The sequence below is a fragment of the Streptomyces sp. YKOK-I1 genome, assembly GCF_054660435.1.
Window position 1 is genome coordinate 3,156,582 of the sequence record NZ_BAAGDR010000001.1, and the last position, 24,695, is coordinate 3,181,276.

At 70.0% G+C, this 24,695-nt stretch carries 13 protein-coding genes and 2 pseudogenes; 4 read left to right on the forward strand and 11 right to left on the reverse strand.

From position 1 onward, the window contains the following. Positions 1-17: 17 nt before the first annotated feature. Complete coding sequence (gene pulA, locus ACYQ8Q_RS13665; RefSeq protein WP_460064826.1) at positions 18-5,387, reverse strand: pullulanase-type alpha-1,6-glucosidase; 5,370 nt, start codon at positions 5,385-5,387, stop codon at positions 18-20. A 188-nt stretch (positions 5,388-5,575) separates the two neighbouring features. Between pulA and ACYQ8Q_RS13670 the strand changes: the two genes are divergently transcribed. Continuing rightward, positions 5,576-7,660, forward strand: a complete 2,085-nt coding sequence (locus ACYQ8Q_RS13670) for a carbohydrate-binding module family 20 domain-containing protein (RefSeq protein ID WP_460064828.1) — start codon at positions 5,576-5,578, stop codon at positions 7,658-7,660. A 3-nt stretch (positions 7,661-7,663) separates the two neighbouring features. Here ACYQ8Q_RS13670 and ACYQ8Q_RS13675 read toward each other — a convergent pair. The 7 genes and pseudogenes from ACYQ8Q_RS13675 to ACYQ8Q_RS13705 all read right to left on the reverse strand — a co-directional run. Further along, positions 7,664-8,638, reverse strand: a pseudogene (locus ACYQ8Q_RS13675) (non-reducing end alpha-L-arabinofuranosidase family hydrolase); the annotation flags it as partial. Between the two features lie 80 nt (positions 8,639-8,718). Then, entirely contained in the window at positions 8,719-10,092 is a 1,374-nt protein-coding gene (locus ACYQ8Q_RS13680) for a glycoside hydrolase family 30 protein (RefSeq protein ID WP_460064830.1), read from the reverse strand. Positions 10,093-10,237: 145 nt separating this feature from the next. Next, complete coding sequence (locus ACYQ8Q_RS13685) at positions 10,238-11,611, reverse strand: alpha-amylase (protein ID WP_460064831.1); 1,374 nt, start codon at positions 11,609-11,611, stop codon at positions 10,238-10,240. Between the two features lie 182 nt (positions 11,612-11,793). Further along, positions 11,794-13,473, reverse strand: coding sequence for a glycoside hydrolase family 13 protein (locus ACYQ8Q_RS13690; protein WP_460064833.1), 1,680 nt, complete (start codon positions 13,471-13,473; stop codon positions 11,794-11,796). A 241-nt stretch (positions 13,474-13,714) separates the two neighbouring features. Beyond that, positions 13,715-14,638, reverse strand: coding sequence for a sugar ABC transporter permease (locus ACYQ8Q_RS13695; protein WP_460064835.1), 924 nt, complete (start codon positions 14,636-14,638; stop codon positions 13,715-13,717). Between the two features lie 13 nt (positions 14,639-14,651). Further along, positions 14,652-15,656 carry a carbohydrate ABC transporter permease gene (locus tag ACYQ8Q_RS13700; RefSeq protein WP_460064836.1) on the reverse strand — a complete coding sequence of 335 codons (1,005 nt, stop codon included), beginning with the start codon at positions 15,654-15,656 and terminating at the stop codon, positions 14,652-14,654. A gap of 115 nt (positions 15,657-15,771) precedes the next feature. After that, a complete protein-coding gene (locus ACYQ8Q_RS13705; RefSeq protein WP_460064838.1) occupies positions 15,772-17,046 on the reverse strand; it encodes an extracellular solute-binding protein in 1,275 nt (424 codons plus the stop codon). A gap of 392 nt (positions 17,047-17,438) precedes the next feature. Between ACYQ8Q_RS13705 and ACYQ8Q_RS13710 the strand changes: the two genes are divergently transcribed. Together ACYQ8Q_RS13710 and ACYQ8Q_RS13715 are read left to right on the forward strand one after the other, a co-directional pair. Beyond that, on the forward strand, positions 17,439-18,473 hold the full coding sequence (locus ACYQ8Q_RS13710) for a LacI family DNA-binding transcriptional regulator (protein WP_460064840.1): 1,035 nt from the start codon (positions 17,439-17,441) through the stop codon (positions 18,471-18,473). Between the two features lie 122 nt (positions 18,474-18,595). Then, positions 18,596-19,456, forward strand: coding sequence for a phosphatase PAP2 family protein (locus tag ACYQ8Q_RS13715; RefSeq protein WP_460064841.1), 861 nt, complete (start codon positions 18,596-18,598; stop codon positions 19,454-19,456). Positions 19,457-19,743: 287 nt separating this feature from the next. Here ACYQ8Q_RS13715 and ACYQ8Q_RS13720 read toward each other — a convergent pair whose 3' ends face one another. Beyond that, the gene (locus ACYQ8Q_RS13720) at positions 19,744-21,315 is read right to left on the reverse strand and encodes an amidohydrolase (RefSeq protein ID WP_460064844.1); all 1,572 of its coding nucleotides are present in this window, start codon (positions 21,313-21,315) and stop codon (positions 19,744-19,746) included. 21 nt (positions 21,316-21,336) lie between these two features. Next, a pseudogene (locus ACYQ8Q_RS13725) lies at positions 21,337-22,862 on the reverse strand (APC family permease). 186 nt (positions 22,863-23,048) lie between these two features. Here ACYQ8Q_RS13725 and ACYQ8Q_RS13730 point away from each other — a divergent pair. Next, positions 23,049-23,696, forward strand: a complete 648-nt coding sequence (locus ACYQ8Q_RS13730) for a TetR/AcrR family transcriptional regulator (RefSeq protein WP_460064846.1) — start codon at positions 23,049-23,051, stop codon at positions 23,694-23,696. Positions 23,697-23,733: 37 nt separating this feature from the next. Here ACYQ8Q_RS13730 and ACYQ8Q_RS13735 read toward each other — a convergent pair whose 3' ends face one another. Continuing rightward, on the reverse strand, positions 23,734-24,636 hold the full coding sequence (locus ACYQ8Q_RS13735; RefSeq protein ID WP_460064847.1) for a LysR family transcriptional regulator: 903 nt from the start codon (positions 24,634-24,636) through the stop codon (positions 23,734-23,736). Between the last annotated feature and the right edge of the window lie 59 nt (positions 24,637-24,695).

A 24,695-nucleotide genomic window follows, 5' to 3' on the forward strand; every position in this document is an offset into this window, starting at 1 on the left:
ACCAAGCTAGTCCTGTATCAGGAGACCCGGGAGAAGACCGCGACAGTACGACCCGGAACGGCGAACGTGCCCGATTCCCGCACGTAGGACGAGGTCTTGACGGTAGAGTCCGCGCCCGACGCCTGCACCGGGTGCAGTCGGTAGCCCCGGCCGGCGAGAGAAACGATCCGCTGCTTCTGCTCGTCCGGCGTCGCGTTGAAGACGACGACCAGATCGCCCAGCTCCATGGTGATCACCCCGGGCGTCTCGTCCGTGCCGGACAGCGGGAAGGACAGCGCCGACTGCACCCGCGCGGCCGTGCCGAGGGAGAACGCCTTCTCCGTCGTACGGATCCTCAGCAGGTCCCGGTACGCGGCGGAGGCGCCGGTGATCTGCGGGCAGCCCACCGCGACGCTCGTCAACAGGGGCTTGGCGTAGGACCACTTGGAGGCGTTGTCGGCGGCCGGGGGCAGCCCGCGGCCGAAGCCGTTGCCGTCGGCGCAGTTCCAGTGGACCGCGTTGAACCAGTCGCCGCTGTCGTAGGAGTTGCGGTCCAGGGACTTGGAGCGCAGCAGGTCGGAGCCGGCCTGGGAGAGCGACGGTCCCTGCGAGAGGGTGGTCGTCGCCATCGCCAGGACCTGCATCCGGGCCCGGTCGGCGGCGCTCGTCGACGACGGCAGCTTGTAGGCGAGGGCGTCGAACAGGGACTCGTTGTCGTGCGCGTCGGCGTAGGCGAGGGCGTCGCCGGGCGCGGCCGCGTAACCGGCGGGCTGCCCGTTGTAGTCGACCTCGGCGCCGGTGACCTCCTTGCCGTCGGTGCCGGTGAACCGGTAGGCGGCGAGGTTGCCGGACAGACCGACCTTGATCAGGTCCTGGTAGTGCAGGAGGCGGGCCTTCTGCTCGGCCGTCGTCCCGTTGGCCGTGGAGGAGTTGGGGTCGGTGTACAGACCGGACGCGAAGCCCTGGATCCCGGGGTCGGAGTCGAAGGGCCCGCCGCCGCGCACCGCGTCCCGCGCCCGGTCGGAGAAGGTCGCGATGCCGGTGCCGGCCATGTTCTGCTGGGTGGCCTGCACGAACCGGGCGTCGTCGGCGACCTCGCCGAAGTTCCAGCCCTCGCCGTACAGGATGATCTTCTTGCCGTCCACGCCGTCCTTGGCGGGGGTCAGCGCGTCGAGCGCCTTGCGGACGGCCAGGATGTTGGCCTTCGGGTGGTGGCCCATGAGGTCGAAGCGGAAGCCGTCGACCTTGTACTCCTTGGCCCAGGTGACGACCGAGTCCACGACGAGCTTGCCCATCATGGCGTTCTCGGTCGCGGTGTTGGCGCAGCAGGTGCTGGTGGCGACCGACCCGTCGGCGAGGAGGCGCTGGTAGTAGCCGGGGACGATCCGGTCCAGGACGGAGGTGTCCGCCTGGCCGCTCGCCGCGGTGTGGTTGTAGACGACGTCCATCACGACCCGGAGGCCGTCCTCGTTCAGGGACTTGACCATCTTCCGGAACTGGACCGTGCGGGCGGTGCCGTCCGGGTCGGTGGCGTACGAGCCCTCGGGGACCGTGTAGTGGTACGGGTCGTAGCCCCAGTTGTAGGCGTCCTCTGCGGCGGTCTTCGCCACGCACTCCTGCTGCCGCTCGGAGTCGGCCGGGTAGGAGGCCAGGTCGCAGTCGGGGGTCTTCTGATCGGCCTTCTTCTCGGGGACGGTGGCGAGGTCGAAGGCCGGCAGCAGATGGACGTACGACGTGCCCGACTCCGCGAGGGCGCGCAGATGCTTCGAGCCGTCGCCGCCGCGGTCGGTGAAGGCGAGGTAGGTGCCCCGGTCCTTCGCCGGCACGGTCGGGTCCGCGACGGAGAAGTCCCGGATGTGCAGCTCCTGGATCTCGGCGTCCTTGAGCGGCACCGCCTCGGGCTTGGTGTACGAGGACCAGCCGCCCGGCGCCAGGGACTTGTCGTCGAGGTCGATCACGAGGCTCCGCTCGGAGTTCGCCGTCAGGGCGACCGAGTAGGGGTCGGTGACCTTGTTGGTGACGACCTTGCGGACGCCGGGCGCCCAGACCTTGACGACGTACCGGTAGGGCTTGCCCTTCCAGGACCGGGGACCGGTGACGGACCAGACGCCGGTGCGGGCGTCACGCCGCATCTTCACCAGGGAGCCGTCGAGTTCCAGGGACACCCGTTGCGCGGTCGGCGCCCAGACGGCCAGGGTGGGGCGGCCGTCCCGGAAGGTCGGGCCCAGCGCGGCCTTCGTCGCCTTCGGATACAGATCGTCGAGCACGCCCGCGATCTGGACACCCGTAGCCGCGAGGACCGCCCCGTTGACGGCCCGCTGGGAGGCGACGAGCTGGCCGCCGAGCGCCTCCCGCACCCGGTCGCGGTCGCGCGGGTCGACGGACCAGGCGGTGTAGCCCTTCAGATGCGGGAGCCTCGCCTTCTGGGCGTCGGTGAGCGTGGTCTTCGACAGCCGCAGCCAGCGCTCGTCGTCGCTGGTCAGCGTGCCCTTGTCGACGGTGATCGAGCCGTCGCGGGAGTACAGCAGCTGGGTGGAGGCGGCGGCCTCGGAGCCGTTCCAGGCGACGGTGTCCCGGTCGATCCAGACCGCCTTGGAGGTGGTCAGGTCGAGCGCGGCGGCGGATCCGGCCGGCTGCGGCAGGAGGTACTTCTCCTGCCCGTTCAGCAGCCACACCTCGTGGCCGTTCGCGGTGAGGTCGAGGGACTGGTCGGCGGGCAGGTCCTTGTCGTCGCCCTTGTGGAGGATGTAGCTGAGGCTGGTGGCCCCGTCGGTGAGCGGCACCTCGAAGACGGCCCCGTAGGCGTCGGTGCGCACCGGCTTCAGGGGGCCGGACCACTCGGTGGGCTGCGCGGCGCCCGTCCAGACGTGCAGGCCCCAGCCGTCGTAGTCGCCGTCGGCGCGGTGGTAGTGGAGAACCGCCTTGGTCTCGTCCTGGGCCGGGTGGTCGGGCCGATCCGTGAGCACGGTCTCCTTGCCCTGCTCGATCCAGATCTCACCGGTCTTCGTCACGTCGATCGTGCGGTCGGCCGAGACGTCCTTGTTCCCGTCCTCGTCGATGACGAGGAAGCCCACGTTCGACGCGCCGGGCTTGAGCCTGACGTAGGCGAAGGCGCCGTACGCGTCGCGGCCGGTGAAGGGGTGGCTGGCCGGCCAGTTCGTGGCCTCGCCGTCGGCGAGGTCGCCCCAGGCGTACAGGCCCCAGTCGGCGTAGTCGCCGTCCGTGCGCTTGTAGTGGACGATCGCGTAGTCGCGGGAGGAGGCGGTGGGGGTCTCCTCGGCGGGCGGGGTGCCGGTGGTGCTCGTGGCGGTCGCCGACGCCGTGCGGCCCGCCGAGTCGACGACAACCGCCTTGTAGCGCAGGGCCGTTCCGGCCGGTACGTCCTCGGCGATGCTCTGGGTCACCTTGTAGGGGGCGTGGTCGGCTGAACCGAGCGTCCGCCACTTCCCGTTGCCGACCTGCGCGGCGAAGACGACCCGGTTGAGCTGCCCGCCGTCGACGCCTGCGGTGAGCTCGACGGTGCCGGTGGTGCCGGTGTCGGGCGCCTCGAGGGTGATCGTCGGCCCGGTGGTTGGCTTGGCGAGCCGGCCGGCCGCCTTGAGGACGATCACCGACCCGGCCGGGACCGTAACGGTGATCTTCTTGTCGGCGCCGGACGTCAGGGTGCTGGAAGTCCCGTAGACGCCATGGAACTTCATGTCCGCCGAACCGGTCGCGAAGGTCGCCGACTTCGCCGTGTCCGCGTTGTTGAAGGCGACGACGTACTCGGTCGTGTCCTTGCCGGTCCCGGTGCGGGAGAAGGCGTAGACGCCGGGCCCGTCGGCGGCGTACCGCTCGGTCTGGACGCCGTCCGTCAGCGCCGGGTTGGCCTTGCGGAGCCGGGCGAGGGCCGCGATCTGCCGGTACAGCGGGGCGCTCGTGTCGTAGGCGTCGCTCGCGTGGGTGCGGTCGGTGCCGATCTCGTCGTCGTCCAGGTAGTCGGCGACTTTGGAGGCGAACATGGTCTGGCGGGCGTCCTTGTCGCCGCCGGAGCCGGTGAAGCCCTGCTCGTCGCCGTAGTAGACCACCGGGTTGCCACGGCTGAGGAACATCAGCTCGTTGGCGAGCCGGTCCTTCTTCAGCAGCTCGGCATCCGTCGCCTTCGGGTTGTCCTGGTTCAGGAAGTACCCGATGCGGCCCATGTCGTGGTTGCCGAGGAAGGTGACCTGCTCGTACGCGTTGGCCTTGCCGGTCGTGTACCTGTAGTCGTCGGCGAAGACGCCCGCGAGCTTCTGCGCGCTGCCGCCCTGGGAGGCGTACTGGCGGGCCGCCTCCTGGAAGGGGAAGTCGAGGGTGGCGTCGAGGCGGCCCTGGGTGACGTACGGGGAGGTGATCGACGTGTCGGCGGAGTAGACCTCGCCGAACATGAAGAAGTCCTTGCGGCCCTGCTTCGCCGCGTACGCGTCGAGAGCGGTCGCCCACTGGGTCCAGAACTCCATGTTCACGTGCTTCACGGTGTCGATCCGGAAGCCGTCGATGGCGAAGTCCCTGACCCAGCGCTGATAGATCCTCTCCATGCCGCTGACGACCTCGGGGCGCTCGGTCCACAGGTCGTCGAGGCCCGAGAAGTCGCCGTAGGTCGTGGACTCGCCGGCGTAGGTGGAGTCGCCGCGGTTGTGGTACATCGTCGGGTCGTTGAGCCAGGACGGCACCTTGGACTTCGACGTGACCTTCGGGGTGCGCGGGAAGGAGTCGGCGTCGACGGCCGGGAACGTCTTTCCGGCGGCCGCGTAGTCGGCGTCGTCGAAGGGCTCGCCGTTCTTGGTCAGATAGGGGAAGGCGCCCTTGGAGAGGTAGTCGTAGGACTTCTCCTCGTAGTCGACGACGTCGGCGGTGTGGTTGGTGATGACGTCGAAGAACACCTTCATACCCTTGGCGTGCGCCTTGGCGATGAGGGTCTCGAGGTCCTTGTTGGTGCCGAAGTGCGGGTCGACCCGGGTGAAGTCGGTGATCCAGTAGCCGTGGTAACCGGCGGAGGCGTTGCTGCCGGTGCCCTGCACGGGACGGTTCCTGAAGATCGGGGCCATCCAGATGGCGGTGGTGCCGAGGCCCTTGATGTAGTCGAGGCGCCGGGTCAGGCCCTTGAGGTCGCCGCCCTGGTAGAAGCCCTTGTCGGTGGGGTCGTAGCCGGTGGTGAGGCGTGAACCGGTCAGGCCGCCCTTGTCGTTGGCGGTGTCCCCGTTGGCGAAACGGTCCGGCATGACGAAGTAGAACTGCTCGCGGGTGTCGTCGTGCCGGGCGGGCTCGGCGGCGAGCTTCGCGTCGGAGGGCGGCGGGGGCGGGCTGTCCGCGTGGGCGGCGAGCGGCTGGACGAGCGCGGCGGCGAGGGTCGCGACGGCGACGGCCGCGACCCGTCTGACGTGTTTCACCGGTGTGAACTCCTAGCGATGGCGGCTGGCTTGGGTCCGACCCCGCGCGACCGTATCGCTGCCGAAAGGTTTACAGCAAGAGTCTTGCAATTAACAGCAAGAACTTTCACCGAAGCCTTGACGCGCCCTCTTCAACTGCCCCACCCTCACGGGTTGTTGAAACCCGAAACCCCTTACCGGAGCCGCACATGACCACCAGACACCACCCCCCGGGTGTCCTCCGGCGCGCCGCCACCGCCGCGGCCGCCGCCACCCTCGCCCTCGCCGGCGCCGTCGCGCTGCCCGCCACCGCCGCCCACGCGGACACCACCGCGCAGGGCGATGTCATCGCCAACCTGTGGGAATGGAACTGGGACTCCATCGCCGACGAGTGCACCGACGTCCTCGGCCCGGCCGGGTACGGCGCGGTCCAGGTCGCCCCGCCCGCCGAGTCCCTCAAGCAGTCCTCGTTCTACTGGTGGGACGTCTACCAGCCGTACTCCTACAACCTGAACAGCCGCTTCGGTACGGCGGCGAAGTTCGCCTCGATGGTGACGGCCTGCCATGACGCGGGCGTCAAGGTCTACACGGACGCGGTGATCAACCACACCGCCGCCCAGACCGGCACCGGCTACAACGGCACGACGCTCACCAGCAAGTACGACACCCCGGACTGGGACCCGGGCGACTACCACCAGTCCGACGACTGCAACGACTCCGACCTGGTCATCGACGACTGGTCGAACCTCTCCGAGGTGCAGAACTGCGAACTGCTCGGCCTGCCCGACCTGGAGACGGAGAACGACAACGTCCGCTCCGGCATCGCGGCCTTCCTCAACAAGCAGATCGCGCTCGGGGTGGACGGCTTCCGGGTGGACGCGGCCAAGCACATCCCCGAGGCCGACCTCGCGGCGATCGAGGCCAAACTGACCACCACGACCTCGGGAGCGGCGCCGTACGTCTTCCAGGAGATCTACCCGGGCTCCACCCCGCAGCCGGCCGACTACTACGCCTCCGGTGACGTCCTGGACTTCACGTACGCCGGCAAACTGAAGTCGGCGTTCCAGGGCAACGTCAGCGATCTGGAGTCGCTGTCCTCCTCCGGCATCCTCCCGGCCGCGAACTCGGTGTCCTTCGTGACCAACCACGACACCGAGCGCAACGGACTGCACATGAGCTACAAGGACGGCGACTCCTACAAACTCGCCAACCTCTTCCAGCTCGCCTACAAGTGGTCCACGCCGACCGTGTACGCGAGCTGGGAGTGGACCCAGAGCGACCAGGCACCGCCGAACTCCGCAGGTTTCGTCACCGACACCGACTGCTCGAACGGCTCCTGGTACTGCCTGGACCGCGACACCGCCGTCGTCGGCATGGTGGCCTGGCACAACGCGACCGACACGGCCGCCGTCTCCAACTGGCAGACCAAGTCGTCGAGCGTCATCGGCTTCGGCCGCAGCGGTGCGGGCTTCTTCGCCCTCAACAACGGGTCCGGCAGCGCCACTTACACCTTCGCGACCGGCATGGCCGACGGCACGTACAAGAACGTGATCGACGGCGGCGCGAGCACGGTGACGGTGTCCGGCGGCAGCGCCTCCCTCACGGTCCCGGCGAAGAGCGCGATCGCCTTCTACGACGGCTCCTACACCTGCACGGTCGGTTGCGAGGACCCGGGCGGCGGTGACGACGGCGGCTCCACCTCGACGGTGAGCACCACCTTCAACGCGTACGCGTCGACGACCACCGGCACGAACGTCTACGTCGTCGGCTCGATCGCGGCCCTCGGCGGCTGGGACACCTCCAAGGCGGTCGCCCTGTCCTCCTCGGGCTACCCGATCTGGTCGGGCGAGGTGAGTGTGCCGATCAACACGTCGTTCGAGTTCAAGTACATCAAGAAGGACGCGTCCGGGAACGTGACCTGGGAGTCCAACGCCAACCGGACGGCGGCCACGACGACTTCGGCCCTCACGGTGAACAGTTCCTGGAACGTGGCCGCCGCGAGCGCCACCGACGTCACCTTCAACGTCAACGCGACGACGACCTGGGGCACCAACGTCTACGTGGTCGGCTCGATCGCCTCCCTGGGCTCGTGGAACACCGCCGACGCGATCCCGCTGTCCTCGGCGTCCTACCCGACGTGGAGCAGGACCGTGATCGTCCCGAAGAGCACGGCCTTCGCGTACAAGTTCCTCAAGAAGGACGCGTCGGGAACCGTGACCTGGGAGTCCGGGACGAACCGCTCGTACACGACGGGCAGTTCGTCCGGATACACCACGAGCGACACCTGGAAGTAGGCCTCAGCAGTTCGAGTTCGTCTGGGTGAGCAGACCCAGTCGCCACGGGAGGGTGTTGTACGGGCCCGTGGCGGCCGGGTCCAGGCCCTGGTAGAGGTACTGGAGCCGGCAGGGGTTGACGGTGAGGGTCTGGTCGTTGCCGGCCCGGATCATCTCGCCGTGGCTGATGTCCTGGCTCCAGGCGGTGCCGGTGAAGGTGACGTTGGTGGAGCGGGCGAAGGGGTTGGCCTCGGTGTTCGCGAGCGGGGTCCAGGTGCCGGTGAGGCTGTTCGTCGTCCAGGACCGGAAGTAGCGCTTGCCGTTGCTGCCGATCGCCTCCACGAGCAGCAGATACGTCTGGGAGTCGGAGAGCTTGTAGACGTTCGCGGCCTCCCACAGCGCGTACTTGTTGGAGTCCTGCATGACGATGGCGGTGTCGGTGAAGCCGTTCGGGAAGTCCGCGATGCCGGTGCGCGAGCGGTACAGGTGTCCGTTGTCGTCGGAGGAGAACAGATAGCAGTTCACGGTGCCGCAGATGGTCCAGAAGTCCACCCAGTAGCCGCTGCCGATGTTGTCCCTGATGATCTGCGGCATCCCGTCGGCGTAGAACTTCTTCGGCGCGCTCCAGGAGGACGGGTCCGAGAGGCTCGTCGTGGTGGAGTACGCCGCGTTGTCCCCGGTCTGGTACACGAGGTACCACAGCCCCTGCGGGGCGAAGTAGAAGACCTGCGGAGCCGCTTTGTACCCGCTGCCGATCGCCGTCTGGTCCAGGTAGTACTGCTGGGCGTTGGCGGCCTGCGACCAGTCGGTGAAGTTCAGGTACACCATGTTGTATCCGCCGCTGGTGCTCGCCGTGGACGCGAACACATGCCAGCGCCCGCCCGAGTACACGACCGACGGGTCCTTGACGGCGGCGATGCTGTGGGTGGCGTCCGACTTCGCCGAGACGAGCGGGGCGCTGGAGCTCCACTGGAAGCTGGTGGGCAGCGCGGCGGCCGAGGGGGACGCCGCGACCCCGAGCAGGAGACCGAAGGCACCGGCCAGGATCGCGAGCAGTCTCATGAGGCGCACGACGACTCCTATCGCTTGACGGTGTAGGTGACGAGAGAGCGGGCCGGGACCGTCGCGGTCAGCGCTCCCCCGCTGACGGCCACGTCCGGCTGCCGGGCCATGCTGCTGGAGCCGTTGGTGAGATACGGGGTCGCGGTGCCGGTGGTGATCCCGGTGTTCTGGAGGCTGTACGACACCTGCTGGGCGCTGCTCGACGCGTTGAGGACGACGACGGTGAGCGTGCCGTCGGTGTTGCGGAACGCCGAGAGCCCGAGGTCGGTGTCGGGGGTGGTGGCGGCGATACGGACGGCACCCGGCCGGATGAAACGGCTGTAGCCGGCGAGCGCCCACAGCCGCTTGGACACGTGGTAGTCGGCGCCGTCCATCTGGATCAGCCCGCGGGTGGCGCCGAGCGAGGCCCCGTACCAGAAGACGTAACCGCTGGTGTTGCCCTTGGTGAGGGCGTCATGGACGGCGGAGGCCACGGTGAAGCCGTCGTAGCCGCTGCCGTCGTCCCAGTTCTCGTTCCAGGTGGTGCCGTTGGGCGACCACTCCGACATCCAGGTGCGCCGGGTCGTCGGCAGCGGGCCGTCGACGGCGCTGGCGTAGCTGTGGCCCGTGTGCGTGGCGACGAGGTTCCGGGCCGTCGCGTCGGCCTCGATGGCGCTGGTGTAGGCCTTCTGCTGAGTCCAGCCGAAGGAGTCGCAGCAGGCCACCTTGTACCCGGCCGGGTTGGCGATCGGCCCGAACACCTTCGTGAACTCGACGGCCTGGGCGGGCGTGAGCCGCATGGAGTCGTACGTCGCCGTCCAGTCCGGCTCGTTGGTGAACCCGAGGTCGGTGATGCCGATGCCCTCCTGGGCGTAGAACCGCGCGTACTGGACCAGGTAGTTCGCGTACGCCGTACGCCAGTCCCCGCTCGCGCAGGTCGCGCCGGCGAGGCCGCACAGGGTGCCGCCATTGGCGTCCGTCCCGTTGGTCTTCATATAGCCGGGGGCGGTCCAGGCGTCGGCGTAGAAGCGGTTCACTCCGTATGCCTTCGCCTCCTTGGCCAGCCACACCTGCCCCTTGTCGACGCCGTCCCACACGTACTTCGGGGTGGCGTTCGGGCCGCCGGGGTCGGTGGGCTGGATGCCGGAGTCGATGCCGAGGCGCAGGATGCTGAGCCCCGCTCCGGTGGTGCGGTCGAGGAGGAGGTCGAGGATCTCGCGTTGCTTGGCGGCCGGCAGCCCCTGCGAGCCGTTCATGACGGCGGCCCGTCCGAAGTGCTCGGAGAAGCCGAAGCCGTCGATGGGCTGGTAGGTGGTGGCGCCGTTGACGGTGGCCGTGGTGGCGGCATAGGCGTTCGGGGTGCCGACGGCGGTGAAGCCGGCGGCGGTCAGGAGGACGGATAATGATGTCACCGTCCATTTTCTGAGTCTGCGAGTCATGATCCGCCCAATCCTGTGGGAGCGCTCCCATTCGCGTGACGGAACGTAGGACAGTGTCCTGAACGCGTCAACCCCGCGCGCATCACACGGTGCGCGCGGGGTTGCCGGGCGGGTCGGCTCAGCAGCTCGACTTGCCGGCGTGGATCGCCAGGGCGGTGTTGGCGCCGAGGGTGGCGGTGAACCGGCCACTGGAGTCCACGGTCACGGGGGTGTTGTTCTGGACGTTGCAGTACGTCCCCGCGGCCAAGGAGGTCTGGTAGGTCCGGGTCAGGGAGCCGCTCTCGTGGTTGATGGCGACGTACCCCTTGCTGCCGCGTCCGAAGGCGATGGCGTCACCCCCGTTGTCCCACCAGTCGGTGACGGCCTGTCCCCGGGTGGTGTTGCGGAAGGCGACCATGCGGAGGATCTCCGGCCAGGCGTGCTGACACTTCCAGCCGTCCTGCCAGCAGGCGTTGACCGTACCGCCGTTGGGCGGACCCGCGTCCGTGTCGGACCACTCGTAGCCGGAGTTGACGTCCGGGGCGCCGTACGGGTACGCCAGCATGAAGACGTTGGCGAGGGTGTAGTTCGCGCCGTCCTTGTAGTTGAGGGTGGAGCCGTTGCGTTCGGTGTCGTGGTTGTCCACGAACACGCCCGCCACCGAGCTGCTCATGTACCCCCAGCCCTCTCCGTAGTTCTTCAGGTACGCGAGGTTCTCGTTGTTGAAGACCCGCTTGAGGTCGTAGGCGTAACGGAACTCCTGCACATCCCCGTTGCCGGTGTACTCGGTGGGCTGGACGGCCTCGCCGGAGCCGTAGATGACCTCCTGCTTCCAGTACGCGTTCGGGTTCGTCAGCCGGGACTTGATGTTGGCCAGGTCGGCGGTGTCGATGTGCTTGGCCGCGTCGATGCGGAAGCCGTCGACGCCGAGGGTGAGCAGGTCGTTCATGTAGCCGGCGACGGTCTTGCGGACGTACTCCTCGCCCGTGTCCAGGTCGGCGAGGTTCACGAGCTCGCAGTGCTGGACGTTCCAGCGGTCCTGGTAGTTGGTCACCGGGGAGGTGCAGTCGTCGAAGTCGTAGGAGGAGTACAGGCCCGGGTAGGCGTACTTCGTGTACGAGGAGCCGCCGGTGCCGGTGCCGCTGCCCGCCGACATGTGGTTGACGACGGTGTCGACGACGACCTTCACACCCGCCGCGTGACAGGTGTTCACCATGCTCTGGAACGCGGCGCGGTCACCGAGGCGACCGGCGATCCGGTAGCTGACCGGCTGGTACGACGTCCACCACTGCGAGCCCTGTATGTGCTCGGCGGGCGGGGAGACCTGGACGTATCCGTAGCCGGCCGGGCCGAGGGTGTTGGTGCACTCCTTCGCGACGGAGGCGAAGTTCCACTCGAAGAGGACGGCGGTGACGTCCTTGGTACCGGGCGGGGTGGCGTGGGCGACGGGGCCGAGGAACATCAGACCGGCGGCCAGGGCGACGGCGCCCGAAAGGGTTCTGCTGCGTGCCATGTGGGGGTTCCTTCTCCGTTGAAGGTTCTTGCTGAAATCTTTCAGAAACCTTGCGGTGGCGTGATGTTAAGGGTGCGATGGCCGAGAAGGGCAGAGGGTGGCGTGAAAGAAGTGCAAGAAGTTATCGGGCACGACGAAGGCCCGCCGCTCCCCCAAGAGCGGCGGGCCCGGTGTGGGGGCTGTCAGGCCGTGGTCCACCACACGGTCGTGTCGGCCGGGAGCTTGATCTCGCCGTCCGTCTCGGCGATCTCGCCGCTGGTGAGGAGGACGCGGCCGTACGACGGGACGCGCACCGACTCGCCGGAGGTGTTCGTCACGCACACGAACTCGCCGCGGCGGAGGGCGAGGACGCCCTCCGGGGCCTTCAGCCACTCCACCGCGTCACCCGCGCCCAGGTCGGGCTGGGTGCGACGCAGGTGCAGGGCGGAGCGGTAGAGCTCCAGGGTGGAGCCGGCCACGCCCTGCTGGGCCTCGACGCTCAGGTCCGCCCACTCCGCGGGCTGGGGCAGCCAGCTGCCGCCCGTGCCGAAGCCGTACGACGTCCCCTCGCGGGTCCACGGGATCGGCACCCGGCAGCCGTCGCGGAAGCCGTCCTGGCCGGCGCCGCGGAAGTAGGCCGGGTCCTGGCGGACCTCGTCGGGGAGGTCGACGACGTCGGGCAGGCCGAGTTCCTCGCCCTGGTAGACGTAGGCCGAGCCGGGCAGGGCCAGCATGAGGAGGGTGGCCGCGCGGGCGCGGCGCAGGCCGAGCTCGCGGTCGCCGGCCGTGCGGATCTGGGTGCCGAGGCCGGGCGGGTTGGCGAAGCGGGTGGCGTGCCGGGTCACGTCGTGGTTGGACAGGACCCAGGTCGCCGGGGCGCCGACCGGGCGCATCGCCTCCAGGGTGCGGTCGACGACCGCGCGGAGTTCCTCCGCGTCCCATTCCGTCGACAGGTACTGGAAGTTGAAGGCCTGGTGGAGCTCGTCCGGGCGGACGTAGTTCGCGGTGCGCTCGACGGTGGGGGTCCAGGCCTCGGCGACAAAAATGCGCTCGCCGGAGTACTCGTCGAGGATCAGCCGCCACTGGCGGTAGATGTCGTGGACGCCGTCCTGGTCGAAGAACGGCATGACATCGTTGCCCAGCAGTTTGAGCTGGTCGTGGGAGCCGAGGTCGGGGAGACCGGCCGCCTTCACCAGTCCGTGGGCGACATCGATGCGGAAGCCGTCCACGCCCATGTCCAGCCAGAAGCGCAGGATCGAGCGGAACTCGTCGCCGACCGCCGGGTGTTCCCAGTTGAAGTCGGGCTGCTCGGGCGCGAAGAGGTGCAGGTACCACTCGCCGTCCACCACACGTGTCCAGGCCGGGCCACCGAAGATGGACTCCCAGTCGTTGGGCGGGAGCTCGCCGTCCTTCCCCTTGCCGGGGCGGAAGTGGTAGCGGTCCCTCAGAGGTGATCCGGGGCCTTCCGCCACCGCCCGCTTGAACCACTCGTGCTGGTCGGACGAGTGGTTGGGGACCAGGTCGACGATGATCCGCAGGCCGAGTTCACGGGCGTCACGGATCAGGGCGTCGGCGTCGAGCAGGTTGCCGAACATCGGGTCGACGGCGCGGTAGTCGGCGACGTCGTAGCCGGCGTCGGCCTGCGGGGAGGCGTAGAAGGGGCTGAGCCACACGGCGTCCACGCCGAGGTCGCGCAGGTACGTCAGGCGGGAGCGTACGCCTTCCAGGTCGCCCATGCCGTCGCCGTTGCTGTCGGCGAAACTGCGCGGGTACACCTGGTAGATCACCGCGTCCCGCCACCAGTCACGGCGCTTGCCGACCGTGACGACGGCCGCTGCGGAGGTGGGGGTCGGGGCCGGGGCTGCGGAGTGCTGCTGGCTCATGGCGTCCTTGGTACGTAACGGGATGGAGTTCATGGGTTTGTTGGGGGGTGCGGACGGCTGGTGGGGTGGTGCGGGTGGTGACGAGGCGGCCGCGGTCACAGCGGGGTCGGATGGAGACCGCGGCCGCCACCCGCGCTCCAAAGGGGCGCGGGACTCTATCGATATGCGGCTCCGCCGCGTGGGCGCGACCAGCCACGACGGAGCCGCAGACAGCGACGGCCCCTCGCGGCTCAACCGGCGGTCAGCCCTTCGTGCCGCCCGCCGTGAGCCCGGTGACCAGGTTCTTCTGCACGAGGTAGAAGAACGCGGCGGCGGGCAGCGCGATCAGCACCGCCGTGGCGGCCATCAGGTTGCGCTGGGCGTCGTGCTCGCTGACGAAGGACTGCAGGCCGACGGCCAGCGTGTACTTGTCGTCGCTGAGCATGAACGTCGAGGCGAAGGCGACCTCGCTGAAGGCCGTGAGGAAGTTGTAGAACGCGGCCACCGCGAGGCCGGGCTTGGCCAGCGGCAGGATCAGCCGGAAGAACGTGCCGAACGGGGTGAGCCCGTCGACGCGTCCCGCCTCGTCGATCTCGAAGGGGATGGTGTCGAAGTATCCCTTGAGCAGCCACGCGCTGTACGGGATGACCGTCGTGCAGTAGACGAGGATCAGGCCGAAGTAGTTGTCGATGAGGTCGAGGTCCGAGAGGATCTGGTACATCGGGACCATCAGGACGGCGACCGGGAACATCTGGGTCACCAGCAGCACCCACATGAACTTCTTGTAGCCGGGGAAGCGCATCCGGGAGACGGCGTAGCCGGTGGTGGCGGCGATGAGCACGCCGATGGCGGTGGTGCCGAGGGTGACGATGAGCGAGCTCTTCAGCCAGTCGAAGAACTTGGTGTGCTCGAGGACGAACGTGTAGTTGGCGAACGTCATCTTGTCCCAGATGCCGCCCGGGTGGAGGTAGTCGTCCTTGTCCGGGCCGAGGGACAGATAGACCAGCCAGAGGATCGGGAACAGCGCGATCAGGCTCGCGACGGTCAGGACGCCGTGGGAGGCGAGGGAGCCGGCGAGGCCCGTCTCGCCGCGGCGGCGGACCCGGCGGGGTGCCTTCGGTGCCTGCACGGGGTTCTCCTTGTTCACCGGGGCCGAGGCGGGGGTGGGAGCGGTGGTCGTACTCATCGGGACTCCTGCCTCAGATCGCGAGCTGCTGCTCGTTGCGGCCCAGCCAGCGGCGGTAGAAGGAGGTGAAGACGATCAGGATCGCCAGCAGCAGGATGCCGTAGGCGGCGGACTGGGCGAAGTCGCGCGGCTGCTGTCCGAAGCCGAGGTAGTAGGCCCAGGTGACGAGGATCTGCGCGTCGGGGGCGGTGTTGCCGAACAGCAGGAAGATCACGGCGAACTGGTTGAAGGTCCAGATGATGCCGAGCAGGACGACGGTGGAGCTGACGGTCCTGAGGCCGGGGACGGTGACGTACCGGAACCGCTGCCAGGCGCTCGCGCCGTCCATCTCGGCCGCCTCGTAGAGGGAGGCGTCGATCGACTGCAGTCCGCCGAGCAGGGAGACCATCATGAACGGCACACCGCACCAGGTGTTGACCGTGATCGCGGCGAACCGCTGCCAGAAGGTGTCCTCCAGCCAGGAGGGCGACGGCAGATGGAGGGCGTCGAGGGCGGAGTTGATGATGCCGCCGTCGGCGAGCATGAAGCGCCAGCCGAAGACCGTGACGAAGGTGGGCACCGCCCAGGGCAGCACCAGGATCAGCCGGTACAGGGTGCGGCCGCGCAGCTTCTGGTTGAGCAGCAGGGCGAGGCCCAGGCCGACGGTGTAGTGCAGGGCGACACAGACGGCCGTCCAGACGATCGTCCAGACGAAGTGCGACCAGAAGCGGTCGTACGCGGTGGGACCCCAGAGGATGTCGGCGTAGTTGTCGAGGCCGATGAACTTGTAGGTGGCGTCGATGTGGTTGACGCCGATCGTGCGCGCGGTGTTGAGGCTGTTGGCGTCGGTGAGGGTCAGATAGAGGCCGTACACCAGGGGGTAGAGCACGAGGACGCCGAGGACGACCGCCACCGGGGCGATCATGGCGTAGGCGTACCAGTGCTTGTGGTAGCCCCGCTTCAGGCGCCCGCCCAGGCCGGGCCCTGGCTCACGGTCACCGCGGCGCTTGCCGGTCGCGCGGTCGATGGCGACTGTCATGGTTCGACACCTTCTGGGTCTGACGCTGGGTCTTCGAGGGGGGTGTACGGCTCACAGGCCGGTGGCCGCCGGATCCCTCCCCCGTGCTGCGGGGGATCCGGCGGCCACGCGGGGCTCACTTGCTGAAGTCCGGCACCAGCTTGGCGATGGCGGTCTCGGCGGTGCTCAGGCCCTTGTCGAGGGTCTCCTTGCCGCCCGCGATCTTGGGCAGTTCGGTGTCGAGCGGACCCCACAGGGAGCTGTACTCCGGCAGCGCGGGGCGCGGCTGGGCGGCGGCGAGGACCGTGCCGTAGCCGGCGATGCCCGGGTCGGCCTTGACCTCGGCGGTGTAGGCGTCGTCGCGCGTCGGCAGGGTGGAGTTCTTCAGCGCGATGGCCGACTGGGACTTCGCCGAGGTCATGAAGTTGACGAACTTCAGCGCTGCGGCCTGGTGGGCCTTGTCCGAGCCGGCGTAGACCGAGAGGTTGTGGCCGCCGGTCGGGGCGCCGGCCTTGCCGGTGGAGCCGGCCGGGACGGTGGCGATGCCCAGGTTGGCCTTGTCCTTGAAGGCGGTGCCCTTGTAGAAGTTGGTGATCTCCCACGGGCCCTGGATGATCGCGGCGACCTTGCCGTTGACGAACGCGTCCTGGATGTGGGCGTAGGCGTCGGCGGTGGTGTCGGCCTTGTGCAGGCCCTTGCCGTCGAACAGGCCCAGCCAGGTGCCGTACGCCTTCTTCGCGGCGTCGGAGTTCACCGTGATCTTCTTGGCGGCGGCGTCGACGGTGTCGGTGCCCTCGCCGTAGAGGAAGGTCTGGGCGTAGTAGGCCTGGGTGGAGCCCCAGTAGCCGTCGACGCCGGTCTTGGCCTTGACGGTGGCGGCGGCCTTCTTGAGGTCGTCCCAGGTCTTGGGGGCCTCGGTGATGCCGGCCTTCTCGAACAGCGCCTTGTTGTAGACGAGCGCGAGGGTGTCGGTGACGAACGGCACGCCGTAGGTCTTGCCGTCGTACTTGGCCTGCTCGATCAGGTTGGACTTGAACTTGGCCTGGTCGGTGAGGGCCTCGGTGCCGTCCAGCGGCAGGAAGTAGCCCTTCTTGGCGAAGGCGGGGGTCCAGCCGACCTCGGAGCGCAGGACGTCCGGGGCGCCGGAGGCACCGGCGGCGGTGTCGAACTTGTTCTGCGCCTGGTCGAAGGGCACGTTGACGTACTTGACCTTGATGTTCTTGTTGGCGGCCTCGAACTCCTTGACCAAGGCCTGGTACGTCGGCGCCTCATTGGTGGCGTTGGAGGTGTCCCACCAGGTGATGGTCACCGGGCCGGAAGCCTTGTCGCTGCCGCTGTCGTCTCCGCCGCAGGCCGTCGCCGCGAGGGCGAGGGACGCCACCAGCGCGGTGGCCGCTATGCCACGCCGCATGAGTTCTCCTTGAGGGTGAATGCCCGTGTAGCTACAGGGGGCGGTCCCGTCCACCGTCCCTGCCGACTGGCCGACTGCGCCGTTGCCGCCGCCGGGCGTGGCCGAACGTAACAGCCAGGTAAGCGGCGCGAAAGTACTTGCAGCAAAAATTTGCAAGCGGGCTCGGAAGTTATCCGGGCGTGACCGGACGGCGACCGCCGTGAGACGCTTGTTTATGCCCGTCGAGCACGTAGGGCGGTCTGTGCAAGACTCTGCAAGCTCTTGCCATCAACTTTCATGAAGGACCACGAGGGAGCGCGATGACGCAGCAGCCCGGACGAGGCAGGCCAGCGGGTCGGCCGCGGCGTCCGATTGGTGTGCAAGGCGACACCTGGCCGGTACAGTCCACGTCTGTGACCACACGGCTTGCCGACATCGCTGCGCAGGCGGGGGTGAGCGAAGCGACCGTCAGCCGCGTCCTCAACGGCAAGCCTGGCGTCGCCGCCACCACCCGCCAGTCCGTGCTCGCCGCACTGGACGTCCTGGGCTACGAGCGCCCGGTCCGGCTGCGTCAGCGCAGCGCGGGTCTCGTCGGCCTCATCACGCCCGAGCTGGAGAACCCGATATTCCCGGCCCTGGCCCAGGTCATCGGGCAGGCGCTGACCCGCCAGGGCTACACCCCCGTGCTGGCCACCCAGACCCCGGGCGGCTCCACGGAGGACGAGCTGACCGAGATGCTGGTGGACCGCGGGGTCGCCGGCATCATCTATGTCTCGGGGCTGCACGCGGACACCACGGCCGACATGCAGCGCTACGAGCAGCTGCGCGCGCAGGGCGTCCCCTTCGTCCTGGTCGACGGGTTCTCCCCGAAGGTCCAGGCGCCGTTCATCTCCCCCGACGACCGGGCGGCGATGACCCTCGCGGTCACCCATCTCGCCTCCCTCGGCCACACGCGGATCGGGCTCGCGCTCGGCCCCAAGCGGTTCGTGCCCGTGCAGCGCAAGATCGAGGGGTTCGTCCGCACCATGCAGGACCAGCTGGGGCTGGGCGCCGAGCAGATCGAGGCCGAGCTGGTGCAGCACTCCCTCTACACGCTGGAGGGCGGGCAGGCCGCGACCACGGCCCTGATCGACCGGGGTTGTACGGCGATCGTCTGCGCCAGCGACATGATGGCGCTCGGTGCGATAAGGGCGGCCCGGCAGCGGGGTCTCGCGGTCCCCCGGGACATTTCGGTGGTCGGCTTCGACGACTCCCCGCTGATCGCCTTCACCGATCCGCCGCTCACCACGATCCGCAAGCCGGTCCCCGCGATGGGCCAGGCCGCGGTGCGCACGCTGCTGGAGGAGATCGGCGGGACGCCCGCGCCGCACAGCGAGTTCGTGTTCATGCCGGAACTGGTCGTGCGCGGTTCGACCGCTTCGGCCCCCGGGGACCGGAATCGTCCTTAGGCAGGGGTTTCCTCCCCTTCCCCGGTAGGAGACGATGGAGTGCGTCCGCCGTAGAACATGCGGGGGCAACCCGACCGGAGGATGATCGGACCAAGAGGGCTTTTCTGGCAGACTTTGTGTCCATGGGTGACTCGACCGTGACGCCGTTGGAAGGCCGTGAACAGGCCGTTCCACAGGCCGTCGCGGCCGGGGCCCGAGAGCGCCGGTTCGCCCGGATCCGCTCCCCCCGCCGGCCCCGTCTCTGGTTCGAGATCCTGCTCATCGCGGTGAGTTACTGGACGTACTCGCTGATCCGCAACGCGGTGCCGGAGCAGCGCTCCGAGGCGCTGCGCAACGCGGACTGGATCTGGCGCATGGAGCACCATCTGGGGCTCGCCTTCGAGCATTCGGTCAACCACACCGTGAACTCGGTGACGTGGCTGATCGTGGGCATGAACTACTACTACGCGACCCTGCACTTCATCATCACGCTGACCGTCCTGGTCTGGCTCTACCGCAGCCACCCCGGCCGCTACGCCGCGACCCGGCTGGTCCTCTTCGCCACCACCGCGGTCGCCCTGGTCGGCTACTACTTCTATCCGCTGGCGCCGCCGCGGCTGATGACCGGCGGCCACTTCGTCGACACGGTCATGGTCCACCGGACCTGGGGTTCGATGGCCTCGGGCGATCTGAAGAACATGTCGAACCAGTACGCCGCGATGCCGTCCATGCACATCGGCTGGTCCCTGTGGTGCGGCCTGACGATCTTCGCGCTGGCGAGGCTGCCCTGGGTGCGGATCCTGGGCCTCCTCTACCCGGCGGCGACCCTGATCGTCATCGTCGCCACCGCCAACCACTTCTGGCTGGACGCGGTGGGCGGCATCATCTGCCTCACCTTCGGCTTCACGGTCGCGGCCGTCTGGTACGGCGCCCTCCCCTACTCCCTCCCCCGCCACGTCCCGCCCCGGGGCCGGGGCGGAGCCTTGCTGCCGACCAAGGCGTAGGCCTGCGGGCTGCGGTGCCGGGGGTGGCTGGGCGGCATCGTCGCCCCACCGGGCCGGACCGGTGGGGTCGGGCGGAGGCCGGTTCGGCGCCGCCGGCCATCACCGTCGCGGCTGAGCACCGTCGCGGCGGGACGAGAGGGACCGGCGGTTGGATCAGAGGCACCGGTGCTTGTTCGTTCCGCCGCGACGGCGCTCGGCCACCGCGGTGGTGTCCGGCGGTGCCGGACCGGCTTCCGCCACCCGCAGGGGCGCTCCCGATGTCCGAAGTGGTCCCCGCTTCCGGAAGGTCAGGCCCGGTGGACCACGTGGCCGCCGGTGACGGTCAGGCGTACCGGGGACTCGGCGAGCTCGTCCGGTGGGGCCGTCACCGGGTCGAGGGCCAGGGCGGTGAGGTCGGCGCGGAGGCCCACGGCGATGCGGCCCGTCACCTCCGCCTCACCGGCCGCGCGCGCCGCATGGGTCGTACAGCCCTCCAGCGCCTCCAGGCCCGTGAGGCCGGCGCGGGACGACGCCGCGCCGCGTGGTGCGCGGGCCGTCGCGAGGACGGCGCGTACGTCGTAGGGAGCGATGGGCCAGTCCGAGCCCAGGGCGACCGTGGCGCCCGCGTCGCGCAGGTCCCGCAACCGCCAGGCGTGCCCCGCCCGCTCGGCGCCGAGCCGGCGCGACCACTCGTCGGTGCCGTCGGCCCGGGTGTACGTGGTGTGCGGCGGCTGCATCGACGCCGCCACCCCCAGCTCGGCGAACCGCGGCAGCAGCCCGTCCGGCGCGGTCTCGATGTGCTCCACCCGGTGCCGCCCCCGGGCCCCCTCCCCCAGCCCCGCCACCACGTCCAGGACATGCCGTACGGCCGCGTCCCCGATCGCGTGCGTGGCCGTGCGCACCCCGGCGGTGTGCAGCTGCCGTACGGCGGCGGCGTACGCGTCGGGATCCGGCCAGAACGCCTCGGTGCCCTGCCCGTGGCAGTCCGCGTGCTCCAGCCAGGCCGTGCCGCCCTCGACGGTCCCGTCCATGAAGAACTTGACCCCGTCGACCGCCCAGTGCCGACCGCCCCGTCCCTGCCCGGCGACCAGGTCGTCGAGGCCGGCGCGGTCGACGCCCGGCATGCACCACGGGGCGAACCGCAGCCGCACCGGCAGCACGCCCTCCCGCGCCACCGCCCCGACCAGTTCCACATCCCCCGCGTCCATGACATGCGCCCCGGTCAGCCCGGTCGCGGCCATCCCGGCGAGCAGGGCGACGAGCCGTTCACGCCGGGCGGCGTACGACGGCCGGGGCACGTGTTCCGCCACCAGTTCCATCGCGGCGTGCTCGACGAGGTGCCCGGTGGGCCGCCCCTCTCCGTCGCACACGACCTCCGAACGCTGGCCGAACGTCCGCGCGCCCGTGACCCCGGCCCGGGCGAGAGCGGCCCCGCTGGCCAGCGCGGAGTGGCCGTCGTACAGCCGAAGGAAGGCCGGTGCCCCGCCGAGGACGTCCTCCACGAGCGCCCGGTCGACGCGGTGCCCCTCGAAGGCGTTGTGGTCGAGCCCGAACCCGACCACCCACCCCTCGGTCCGCTCCGCCCCGGCCAGCGCCGCCCGCAGCCCCGCCAGGTCGGTCACCGTCGACAGATCCGCCCCGGTGGCCATGTCCAGCCCCCACACGGGGTGGCTGTGCGCGTCCACCAGCCCGGGTACGAGGTGCGCACCCGCCAGGGGTACGACCTCCGTGCGCGGCCCGCGCCACCGGCGTACGTCGCTGTCCTCACCGACCGCGGCGATCACCCCGTCGCACACGGCGACGGCGGTGGCGCGGGGGCGGTCCGGGTCGAGGGTACGGATCTCGGCACCGGTGAGGATCAGATCGGGGACGGCGGTCATGGCGAGGTGGGCTCCTGTTCCCTAGGGCTGATCGGTGAGCTGGGCGGGCGCGGCAGGCTCGGCAGGCTCGGTCGGCTCGGCGGCGAAGGCGGCGTACGTCTCCGGGCGCTCGCGGCGCAGCCACCACGCGAGGCCGAGGCCTGCGACGAAGACGGCGGGTGCGAGGCCGATGAGCACGGTGTTCACGGCGTCCGAGGCGCCGGTGAACAGGTCGATGTGGGTGATGACGAGCCCTATCGCGGTGGCGAGCAGCACGGCGGCGACCACCGGCGCGACCACGGTCCGCAGCACGCCCTCCCGGTGCCGCACCCGCCGGAAGTAGCAGGGCACGGCGACGGCGGCGAGCAGCTGGAGCACGAAGAGCCCGATCATGCCGGGCGTGTTGACCCAGAGCAGCAGCTGGCCGTACGGGTCGGCACCGGCCGCCCAGAACCCGGCCACGACCACCGTGCCGAGCACGGTCTGCGCGATGCCCGCCAGGTACGGGGAGCGGTGGCGGGGGTGGATCCGGCCGAGCGCCTTCGGCAGCACGCCCTCCTCGGCGAGGGCGAGGGCGTACCGGTTGATGGCGTTGTGGAAGGCGAGGAGGGAGGCGAGGACGCTGGTGACGATGAAGACGTGCATCAGGTCGGCCGCCCAGCCGCCGACGAAGGTGGTGATGGCGGAGAAGAAGAGCCCGCCGGGGTCCTTGGCGGCGGCCGCGATGACCTGCCGGTCGCCGAAGGCCTGGATGACGATCCACACCACGAAGGCGTAGAAGAGCCCGAGGAAGCCGACCGCCACATAGGTGGCGCGGGGCACGGTCCGCTCGGGGTCGCGGGCCTCGCGCCGGTAGATCACCGTGGACTCGAAGCCGGTGAAGGCGGCGAAGGCGAAGGCGAGGACGACGGCGGTGCCGGACACGAGCACGTGGTCCGGGGCGAAGGACGCGCCGGACAGCCCGTGCGCACCCCCCTTGAGCAGCACTCCGCCGGCCAGGAGCAGCAGGATCCCGGTCTCGGCGACGAGCAGGACGCCGAGCACCTTGGCGCCGAAGTCGATGGAGCGGTAGCCGCCGTAGCCGATGACGAGCAGCCCGGCGAGGGCGATCGGCAGCCAGGGCACGTCGGTGCCGAACAGGGCGTGCGTGGTGTCGCGGCCGGCGCTGCCGAGGAGGCCGTAGACGCCGATCTCCATGCCGTTGTAGCCGATGAGGGCGAGCAGGGCGGCGCCGATGCCGACGGGGCGGCCGAGTCCGCGGGTGATGTACGCGTAGAAGGCGCCGCCGCTCTTCACGTGCCGGCTCATGGTGGTGAAGCCGACGGCGAAGACCGCGAGGGTGATGCCGGCGATGAGGTAGCCGGCGGGGGCGCCGATGCCGCCGAGCAGGATCGCGAGCGGGGCGACCCCGGCCATGACGGTGAGCGGGGCGGCGGCGGAGACGACGAAGAAGGCGATGATGGGGGTCCCCCCACGCCGTTCTAGGCAGTGGGGGAGGTGCCGAGCGAGCCGGAGCGGAGGGTCGCCGCGGGGGACGGCGTTCTCTCCTCGGGGGTGGTGACGGACATGGGGAGCCCTTCGAGCGCTGCGGACGGGAGGGTTCCGGGCGTGCGGGGTGACCGGCGTCCCGGGGCGTGCGGAAGGAAGTCCTCCGCCCCGGACCCGTAAATCTAAAGGCTTTCGGTTTCGGCAATGTGGCCTCCTCCTGGGCATCCGGGAAGCCCTGTCTCGAGACCTCCAGGGGGAACACGCACATGGGACGGCCGCGCACACCGCTCCTCGACCGCGAGCGCATCACCACGACCGCACTGCAACTCGTCGACGAGCAGGGCGACTTCAGCGTCCCGCAGATCGCGAAGCGGCTGGGCGCGCAGACCGGTTCGGTGTACCACCACGTGGACGGCCGCGACGGCATAGTCGAGCTGCTGCGGGAGCGGGTGGCGGCCGCGATCGACCCGGCCACGCTGGACACGGCCCCCTGGGACCGGGCCCTGGAGTCCTGGGCGCGCTCCTACCGGGCCGCGTTCGCCGCGCACCCCAGGGCGATCCCGCTGCTGATGACCTCACCGGTGCGCGCGCCGCGGGTCCTGGAGCAGTACGAGCGGGCGGTGACCCTGCTGCGGGACGCGGGCTTCGCCCCGGCGGCCGTGATGCCGCTGATCATCGCGCTGGAGAACCTGGTCCTGGGCTCGGCCCTGGACCTGGCGGCCCCCGAGACGATGTGGGAGCTGACGGAGACCACCCCCACCCCCCGCCTGGCCGAGGCCCTGGCGGCGGTCACCGAGGGACGCGCGGACCGGGCGTTCGAGGTGGGCCTGGAGGCCCTCCTGAACCACGCCCGCACCCTCCTCGCCCGGTCGCCGGAGCGCGCGGGGCACGACGGCGCGGGGCACGACGGATAGACCGGCCGGCGCCGCGTGCCGAACGGCGGGGCGCGGTTCAGTCGGGCGGTCGCGCCGCCTCCCGCAGCGCCTCGATGAACGCGTCCAGGGCCGCCTGCGGCGGGGCGGTGTCGCGTACCACCGTGTGGATCGTGCGGACCGGTACGGGGTCCCGTACCTCCTTCACCACCACCCCCGGGTGCCGGCTCCCCAGGCCCAGGCGGGGCACCAGGGCCACCCCCAGCCCCGCCGCGACGAATCCCTGCGCGGTCACGTAGTCCTCGCTCTCCACGACGAACCGCGGCCGGAATCCCACCGCCGCGCACGCGTCGAGCTGGGCGTCGAGACAGGGGCCCGGCCACTCGCTGCCGACGAACGCCTCCTCGGCGAGCTCCGCCAGCCGCAGCGCGCGCCGCCCGGCGAGCCGGTGCCCGCGCGGGAGTACGGCGAGGTAGGCGTCGTCGAGCAGGGGCGCACGCCGTACGCCCTGCTCCGGGGGTTCGTCCGTCCCGCGCACCACCAGGGCGAGGTCGGCCCGCCCCTCCCTGACGTCCGCCAGGGCGTCCCCGGTGCCGGTGGTCAGCCGCAGATCGACCCGGACGCCCGGGTGCCGCTCCCGCAGCCGGGCCACCGCCGGTGCCACGAGCCCCGCCCCCGCGGTCGCGAAGTACCGCACGGACAGTCGCCCGATCCGCCCGGCCACCAGATCGGCGAGCGCGGTCTCGGCCTCGGCGACCTGCCGCCCGATGGCCTCGGCGTACTCGGTGAGCAGCAGCCCCGCTGCCGTGGGCCGCACCCCGCGCCCCACCCGCTCCAGCAGCTCGGCCCCGGCCTCCTTCTCCAGGGCGGCGATCTGCTGGCTCACCGCGGACGGTGTGTATCCGAGCACCCCGGCGGCCGCCGTCACGGACCCGCTCCCCACGACCGCCCGCAGCACCTGCATCCGCCGCACATCAAGCATGCAGTCCAGCTTAACGAATCATCCAGAACCTTTCACTTGTCCTCACAGAAGAAGCGGGC